Genomic DNA, 7786 nt, shown 5'->3' with positions numbered 1-7786 from the left:
CAATGGCCACCAGGTCCCCTGCGGGGGACCTGGTGGCCACGACCTGCATCACCTCACCGTAGACGCACGCCTTTTCAGCCATGCACCGGACTTCCCCTACCTGCAGATCTCCAAACCACGTGTCCACGCGCAGCTCGTCAACAACGGCGTTCTTCCGGATGCGGATGGCCCATTTGATGCCCTTGCGCCTCAGGAAGCGGAACCACTCCCCACCGATGAATTCCCGATCAGCGACCAGGCCCTTCCGGCGGCCCGCTGGAAGGGCCTTCAGGAGCCTGGAGACCAGTTGAATGCGCCTGACCGTGCCACTGTTGCCGTCGTGATTGAGGGCAGTCCAGACGAGCGGCACCGTGTACCCGTGCATCACAACGCCAAGGACCAGGAGGTTCAGGGGCGACTTGCCGCGCTCCCAAGTCGTGCGGTCCATGCTGAGACGGACTCGGTCAGCTGAGGATCGCGGCACCCTCGTTCCCCCCGGCGTTTCTTCGCGTCAATGGAGCTTACCCCAGGGAGGTGGGCGCACAGGTCACTCTGATTCACGCTCTTCGCGGTCACCATCGCGAAGAGCACGTCCACGACACGCTGCAGCATGTCGTAGCGCAGGAACGTCACGCAGGCTTTGAAGTGGCGGGTGAGTTCGGTACGCTGGAGATCGGCGGGTTCTGGGATGGTCACACACCCAAAACACCGCCGTTTGTTGTGTGGGTTCGCAACCGATCACACGTTCAGGAATTCCCCGTCCAGTACAGCCTCAACCTGAAGATGTCCGGTACAGAGCCCGCCGCCATCAGCGGTTGGAAGTGGAGTTGAAGGGCGTGCTGTTGACCCTTCAATGGAGCTGGAAACCGCTCTGAGAGGTCCGCTGTTGGCTGGTGGGATGAACGGAATACCGCTGGGCGTGGGGGTCGGAGCTGTTGCTTCGCCCCCCGTTCGCCTGATCTCGTGCCCTTTCCAATGACGCGAGAAGGGGGCGGGGGAACAGGACAGCGGTGGAGTGCTGGTGCCGGGGTCGGCCTCTGCGGGTTTCTCACGTGCTGCACGCACCACAAGTGCCGGGGCGTGTTCTATGGTGTGGGCGTGAAGCTTGACAGGGTGCTGGTGTATGGGTTGGGCCGCAGTGGGCGCGGGGCGGCGCGTTTCCTGGCGCGGGCGGGCGTGCGGGGCGAGTGGGTGGACGCCCGCCCGGGCGCGGAGGACGAGGCGCTGATGACGGAACTCGGCTGGGTGCGCGGGGATGCGGGCGGCGCGTACGACGTGGTCGTGGCCGCGCCGGGCGTGCCGATCGACCATCCGGACCTGCTGGCCCTTCAGGCGCGCGGGGCGGAGGTGATCGGGGAGGTGGTCCTCGCGGCCCGCCTGCGTCCGGGGCTGCCGATGGTGGGCATCACCGGAACGGCCGGGAAGGGCAGCACGACGGTGCTGGTGGCGCAGCTGCTGCGCGCGGCCGGACTGAACGCCCGCGAGGGCGGCAACATCGACCCGCCCCTGCTGGACGTGGTGGACAGCGCCGAGGTGGCCGTGGTGGAACTGTCCAGTTTCCAGCTGGAACGCGTGCCTGGGCTGCGGCTGCCGGTGGCGGTCATCACGAACCTGGGCGTGGACCACATAGACCGGCATGGGACGGTGGAGGCGTACCACGCGGCGAAGCAGAACATCACGGCGGGTCAGGCGGCCAGGGACGTGCTGGTGGTGCCGGAGGGGCTGAACGTGCCCAGCCGCGCGCAGGTGCGGCCCTTCACGCCGGGCCGGATCGCACTCGCCGACGGGACCGCCGTGCTGGACGCCTCTGCGCTGCCCGAGGGGGTACATCCGGCGAACGCGGCGGCGGCGGTGCTGGCAGCCGAGGCCCTGCTGGTTCACCTGGGCCGCCCGGTGGACGCGGACGTGCTGGCCGGGGCGCTGCGCGCGGCTCAGCCGGTGTCCGGGCGGTTCGAGACGGTCGCGCGGATCGGGAATGTGCGGTTCGTGGAGGACTCGATCGCCACGCGCACCCTGGCCGTTCAGGCGGCCCTGGACCGCGCCGCGCCGCCGGTCGCGTGGCTGGTGGGTGGCCGGGACAAGGGAGCGGATCTCCTCCCGCTGCGCGAGGCGGCGGCCGGGCGGGTGGCGCAGGTCATCGCGTTCGGGGAGGACGGCGAGGCCCTGGCCCGTGGGCTGGGCCTTCCCTACCGGGTCGTGTCGGGCGCGGACGGTGAGGCGACGATGCGCGCGGCGACGCAGGCGGCCCTGGATGTGCTGGGCGGGCCGGAGGGTCACGGAACCGTGCTGCTGGCCCCGATCGGGACGAGTTTCGATCAGTTCAGGGATTACAAGGCGCGGGGTGAGGCGTTCCGCCGCGCGGCACTGGCCCTGGCGGGCGCGGAGGTGCGGGCGTGAGCATTCAGCTGATCATCGCGCAGGTCATGCTGCTGTGCCTGGGTGTGCTGGGCATCGCGGCCGTCGAGCCGGACAAGATCGCAGATCACGGCCTGAAAGCGCTGCTGGCCCTGGGCGTGACGCTGGTCGTGGCGCGGCTGCGCCCCCGGGCGTTCCTGAAGCTGGGGCCGGTGGTGTGGGGCGTGACCTTGTTCTTCCTGCTGCTCGTGCCCTTCATGGGGGTCGGCACCGCCGAGAGTGAGGCTACACGCCGCTGGCTGGAGTTCGGCCCGGTGCGCTTCCAGCCGTCCGAGATGGCGAAACTGGGTCTGGTACTGATGCTGGCCTCGTTCTTCGCGCGGCGGGGCGTGCACAACAAACTGATCAGCGCCACGGCCATGATTCTGCTGACGACGCTGCTGGTGCTGATCGAGCCGGACCTGGGCACCAGCGTCCTGATGTTCGGGCTGGGCATCATCGTGATGTACGCGGCGGGCGTGCGGATCAGCAACATCAGCGGCCTGATCCTGGCGATCACCATGATGCTGCTGCCCCTGGTGGGCTCCTACCTGGAACGGCACCCGTACATCCTGGACCGCCTGAACACCCACCGTCAGGTGGAACAGATCCGCGAACAGGGCCTCGACCAGATCGGCAAGGCGCACCGGGACCTGAATTTCGGGGGAATCTCCGGTCAGGGGCCGGACGGACTGCGGTACACGTACTTCGGCGAGCACACGGACCTGATCGTCGCGTCGGTGGGGTTCACGTCGGGCCTGCTGGGCGTGGCGATGCTGCTGTTCGCGTACTGGCTGATCGTGATCACGGCGCTGGACGTGGCGCACCTGGCCAGCCGGGTACGTCCCATGACGCCCGAGATTCACGGGGCGAGCATCCTGGCGATCGGGACGATGTTCATGATCGTGGGTCAGGCGTTCGTGAACCTGTGCGTGGCGGCGGGCCTCTTCCCGGTGACGGGCGTCCCCCTTCCCCTGGTCAGCTACGGGTTTTCCAGCATGCTGACCATGAGTGTGGCGCTGGCCGTCATCCACTCTGCCATGCGCGAGGTACGGCACCAGCTGGCGGACACGGAGACGCCCGCCGTTCCAGCCGGTTCCCTCCCAACCGCCACGGACTGACGTCGCCTGTGGGACGCAAACATGTTGGGCCGCCTCGGTCAGCGGCAGTTCCCTTCTCTTGAATTCACGTATCTGACAGCGTTTTCCAGTTCCGCCCAGGGGCCAACACCACGCCCCAGGGCTTCACCTCCAACCGCTGTCCTTCTCAGGTGCTCGCTCTGCGGCGCAGCTCTTCGAGTCCGCTCGATTCAGAGATATGGAGACAACCCTTCCATACCTCTGAATTCTGCTGTGAGTCCAGACCCATGATGAAGTCCCTCTGCGGGCTCGCAGGACGGACCAGCCACTGACGTGCTGACTGGACGGTGAACCGTCCGACCAGCAGGTCAACGAACGAGAAGCAGCCGGATGTCGTTCAGGTTGTGGCCGGTCAGACCGGTGTAGAGGATGTCCCCCAGCGCCTCGAACAGCGTGTGCGAGTCGTGCCGGTCCAGCATGTCGTGGGGGTCCAGGCCCAGGTGCCGGGCGCGGGTCAGACTGTCCGGGGTCATGAACGCTCCGGCGCCCGGGCTGGTGCCGTCTCGACCGTCGCTGCCTGCAGACAGACCATAGATGCCGGCCTCTCCCAGCTCGGTCATGAGGGCCAGCGCGAATTCCAGGTTGCGTCCACCCCGGCCGGTGGCGTGGCCCAGCTGGACGGTGGCCTCCCCTCCGGACAGCAGCGCCACGGGTGCGGCGACGGGTGTACCGTGCTGCTGGATGCTCCGGATGATCTGCGCGTGGAAGGCCGCCAGTGCGCGAGCCTCTCCGGTGAAGGTGTCGCCGAGAATCACGCTGTGAACGCCGCGTTCCTGCAGGTACTGGCGGGCGGCGTCCAGCAGGGTGCGGTTCCCCCCGATAACCTGAGCGCTGGCGTGGGGGAGCGTCCTGGGCGATTCGTCCGGCGTTGCCGAAAGGTACGCGCGGGCTTCGGGGGCGTCGATCCGGTAGCGGTTCAGGACGGTCAGGGCGTCCCTGGCCACGGTAATCTCCGGGACAGTGGGCCCGCTGGCGATCAGGCCGGGGATGTCGCCCACCACGTCGGACAGCAGGAAAGTGCACACGGTGGCCCGGGTCGCCTGGGCCAGTCGCCCGCCCTTGACGGCGGAGAGGTGCTTGCGGACGGTGTTGATCTCGGCAATCCCGGCGCCACTGCGCAGCAGATCATCCGTGAGTTGCCTCTTCTGCGGCAGGGTCACGCCCAGCGGGGCGCTCATGAGTGCGCTGCCCCCGCCGGAGATCAGCACCAGCGCCTGCTGATCGGCTCTCAGGGCCGCTACGCTGGCCAGGGCAGCCTGCCCGGCGCGGACGCTCGCGTCGTCCGGTACGGGGTGACCGGCTTCCATGACGCGGACGGATGCGGGCCAGCTTCCAGAACTCGCGCCTGAGCCGTGAGGGGCAATGATCAGTGTGGGTGTCTCCCGGTAGACGTCAAGCGCAGCCTGGGCCATGGCCACGCTGGCCTTCCCCACGGCCACGATCAGGTCGGGACGGTTCGCTGGATCCAGGTGAGGCCGCAGCAACCGGTCCGGCGAGGCCGCCGACAGGGCGGAGCGGAAGGCTGACTCCAGCAACAGTCTGGGGCCCCGCGCGGCATGGTCCATGAAATCACCCCTCCAGGGCACAACGTCGGCGAGGGCGGGGTGTGATTGGCTGGGGAGGCATCTGGCCATTGTGCAAGGCCAACGCCCCCGGCAGGAAGCCAGGGGCGTCAGATCCGTCGAGGTTCAGCCTGGGATGCGGATGCGATCACCAGGGTGAATCAGGTCCGGGTTGCTGATGTTGTTGAAGTGAGCAATCTTCTTGTACTGCATCGGGTCACCGTAGTACCGTTCCGCGATGCTGGAGAGGCTGTCGCCAGCCTTGACAACGTAGACGGTGTCGCCCGTGTCAGCGTCCTTCTCCTTGGCCATTTCCTTGGCACCCTGAGCGACTCGCACCCCACTGAGGTCCACGCCGCTGACGCCCTCGACCCCGCGTGCCACTTTCTCCAGCAGGCGCTGCTCGTGGTCGTTGTCCACCACGCCCCGCAGAATCACGGTTTTCCCACTCTGCAAGACGTCGATCGGGTCGTCGGCCAGCTCGCCGTTGCTGCGGATGGCACTCAGCACCGCCTTGGCAATCCGGCTGTTGTCCTCGATCTCCTGCACTTCCGCATCCATGTCGTCACTGGGGCGAGCGTTCATGTTGCCGGTCGACGGCGCGATCTCCGTGACGCTGGGCGTGGGCGCCGTGGGGGCGGGCTGCGCGGGTCCGGCTGCGAGCTGGTCGACAGCCACACCGCTGATATCGACGCTCTTCACACCGTTGATACCTTGAGCCATCATGGTGATCAGTCCTGTCACGGACTGTCGCGGCACTCGACCAGTGACAGTCACGACGCCTCCCTTCTCACTCACCTGAAGATTCAGGGGTGCCAGGACAGGATTTTCGTTGATCGCGTCTTTCACGCGCTCCGCTGTGCTCTTTCCGAATGGCCACATGAGCGGAGCGTACCCCGCCTCCCTCCTGCGGAGCGGCTGCGTTCAGGTTCGGTGAATCTCGTTTCTCACGGGATGGCGGGCAAGGTGGGCCGGTCTATCCAGCGCCGGAGCAGGGTTTCGGCGTCGGCACCCAGGTACTGGCGGCTCAAGGAGAGCAGGTCGGCGGTCTGGGTGGGCTGGGCGGCGCGGGTGCGGGCGTACGTCTGGAGGAACGTGCGGAAGGCGGGGTCGCCGACCTGCTGCCGAAGAGCATGGAGGGTCAGGGCGCCGCGGGCGTAGGCGGTACTGTCGAAGAGCTCAGCCTGGGTGGTGGCGGTCAGGGGGCGGGTCCCGCCGCGCAGCCGGTCCCGCCAGCTGGCCAGGAGCGGGGTGGTGTCCTGCGCATTGGCTTCGGCCCAGAGGAGTTCGGCGTACGTGGCGAATCCCTCGTTCAGCCAGGTGTCGGACCAGCGGGCCAGGGGCACGGCGTTCCCGAACCACTGGTGGGCGAGTTCGTGCACGATGACGCGTTCGCGGCTGGAGCGGACCGGCATGGTGCTCAGGGAGGCGGTTTCAAGGGCCGGCAGGGGCGGCGTCACGACGACCGAGCCGTACGTGGCGAACGGGTAGGGGCCGAACCAGTCGGTGAGGACTTTCAGGATGTCGGTCGTGCGCTGGTAGGGGGCGCGCACGTCCAGGGGAACGCTGGTCGGGAAGTAGTCGCTCAGATCGACACTCTGGGTGGGGAGGAGGGCGGCCGGGCGCCGGACTTCCTGCAGGGTGCCGATGTGGATGCCGAGCGCGTAGGTGGGAATGGGCGTGTCGAGGGTGTAGGTGAGGGTGTGGGTGCCGTCAGGGTGCTGGGTTTCACCCGTTCGGCGTCCGCTGGCAACGGCCTGCACGTCCTGCGGGACGGTGAGGTGAGTGGTGAACGTGGCCGGGTCGGACGGGTGGTCGTTGCAGGGCAGGAAGGTGTGGGTGCCGTCCGGTTCGCTGAACGCGAAGTTCGCGCCGGGCTGCTCAGGGCTGGCCGGGACGCTCTGCCAGCCGAGCTGGATGGGCAGGGTGGGGTCGGGCAGTCCTCTCGTGTCACCTGCGGTGACGATGGTCAGGGTGGCTGCTGCTCCGGTCGGCAGTGCGCGCGGGATGATCAGTTTGGCGGGGCTGGCCTGGAGGTGGTAGGGCACCGGCATGCCGTTCCACTGCACGGAGAGGACGGTGGGGCCCTGGTAGTCGAGGCGGATGTCGTTCAGGGGGAGCTTGGCCTGGAGATCGATCCTGACCTGGGCGCGCAGCCAGGGGGTGCCGGGTTGAGGCACCGTGAGGTGGATGTCGTAGTGCTGAACGTCGAGTCCGGGCTGCCCGAGGTCCGGATAGATCGGGTCGGGCAGAAGCGTAGCTGGGGCGGCCGCTCCTAGAGCGCAACCGACTGTCAGGTGCAGCAGGATCAGAGCGGTCCGGGCGTGACGCAGCATGGTGGTGGCAGGATAGGCGCTGCCGCCTGACTGGCCTGTCACCTGCGCTGCCGTTGGGCGCGCCTGAACCGGAGCTTGCGTCGTCTGGTTAGGGCTATGCTCGTTCTCTCACAAGGCCACCAAGAAAGCGCAACCAGATTGCGCGCTGCGGCATTAATGTAGCAATGATATAGACAGGTCAGTATTGATTGTTGGGAAAGATTTCAACTTCATAGATGAGGAACGCATTGACAGACCATCAAGCCGCACCTAGAATTGCGGCATCTCAACACCCAACCCCGGGCACATCGTGGCCCGTGGGTGACCCATATCCGGAGGACACATGAAGAAAAGCGCGCTCAGCCTGACCGTACTCGCCGCCCTCGCCCTCGGCACC

The 7786-nt window shown here is 67.3% G+C and carries 7 protein-coding genes; 3 read left to right on the top strand and 4 right to left on the bottom strand.

Annotation, left to right across the window (positions count from 1 at the left end):
• Positions 1 to 427, bottom strand: a 427-nt coding sequence (locus tag IEY69_RS21230; protein ID WP_229784193.1) for a transposase, incomplete at its 3' end; no start/stop codon positions are given.
• An 86-nt stretch (positions 428 to 513) separates the two neighbouring features.
• Between IEY69_RS21230 and IEY69_RS21225 the strand changes: the two genes are divergently transcribed.
• The 3 genes from IEY69_RS21225 (at position 514) to IEY69_RS21215 (ending at position 3494) form a co-directional block, all read left to right on the top strand.
• A complete protein-coding gene (locus IEY69_RS21225; RefSeq protein ID WP_189075075.1) occupies positions 514 to 810 on the top strand; it encodes a hypothetical protein in 297 nt (98 codons plus the stop codon).
• A gap of 267 nt (positions 811 to 1077) precedes the next feature.
• Positions 1078 to 2376 (top strand): UDP-N-acetylmuramoyl-L-alanine--D-glutamate ligase, encoded by a 1299-nt coding sequence (gene murD / locus IEY69_RS21220; protein ID WP_229784192.1) that lies wholly within the window; start codon positions 1078 to 1080, stop codon positions 2374 to 2376.
• A complete protein-coding gene (locus tag IEY69_RS21215; protein WP_189075073.1) occupies positions 2373 to 3494 on the top strand; it encodes an FtsW/RodA/SpoVE family cell cycle protein in 1122 nt (373 codons plus the stop codon). The genes murD and IEY69_RS21215 overlap by 4 nt, the downstream gene beginning before the upstream one ends.
• Before the next feature lie 326 nt (positions 3495 to 3820).
• On the opposite strand, the gene IEY69_RS21210 is transcribed toward IEY69_RS21215, so the two are convergent.
• From IEY69_RS21210 to IEY69_RS21200, 3 genes are all read right to left on the bottom strand, one after another.
• The gene (locus IEY69_RS21210) at positions 3821 to 5077 is read right to left on the bottom strand and encodes a glycerate kinase type-2 family protein (RefSeq protein WP_189075072.1); all 1257 of its coding nucleotides are present in this window, start codon (positions 5075 to 5077) and stop codon (positions 3821 to 3823) included.
• A gap of 123 nt (positions 5078 to 5200) precedes the next feature.
• Positions 5201 to 5956, bottom strand: a complete 756-nt coding sequence (locus IEY69_RS21205) for a LysM peptidoglycan-binding domain-containing protein (RefSeq protein WP_189075071.1) — start codon at positions 5954 to 5956, stop codon at positions 5201 to 5203.
• A 65-nt stretch (positions 5957 to 6021) separates the two neighbouring features.
• Positions 6022 to 7410 carry a M1 family metallopeptidase gene (locus tag IEY69_RS21200; protein WP_189075070.1) on the bottom strand — a complete coding sequence of 463 codons (1389 nt, stop codon included), beginning with the start codon at positions 7408 to 7410 and terminating at the stop codon, positions 6022 to 6024.
• Between the last annotated feature and the right edge of the window lie 376 nt (positions 7411 to 7786).

The organism is Deinococcus sedimenti (assembly GCF_014648135.1).
In the GTDB taxonomy this organism is placed as follows: Bacteria; Deinococcota; Deinococci; order Deinococcales; family Deinococcaceae; genus Deinococcus; species Deinococcus sedimenti.
The sequence above is the reverse complement of the archived record's forward strand: the minus strand, read 5'-3'. Positions and strand labels throughout refer to the sequence as shown.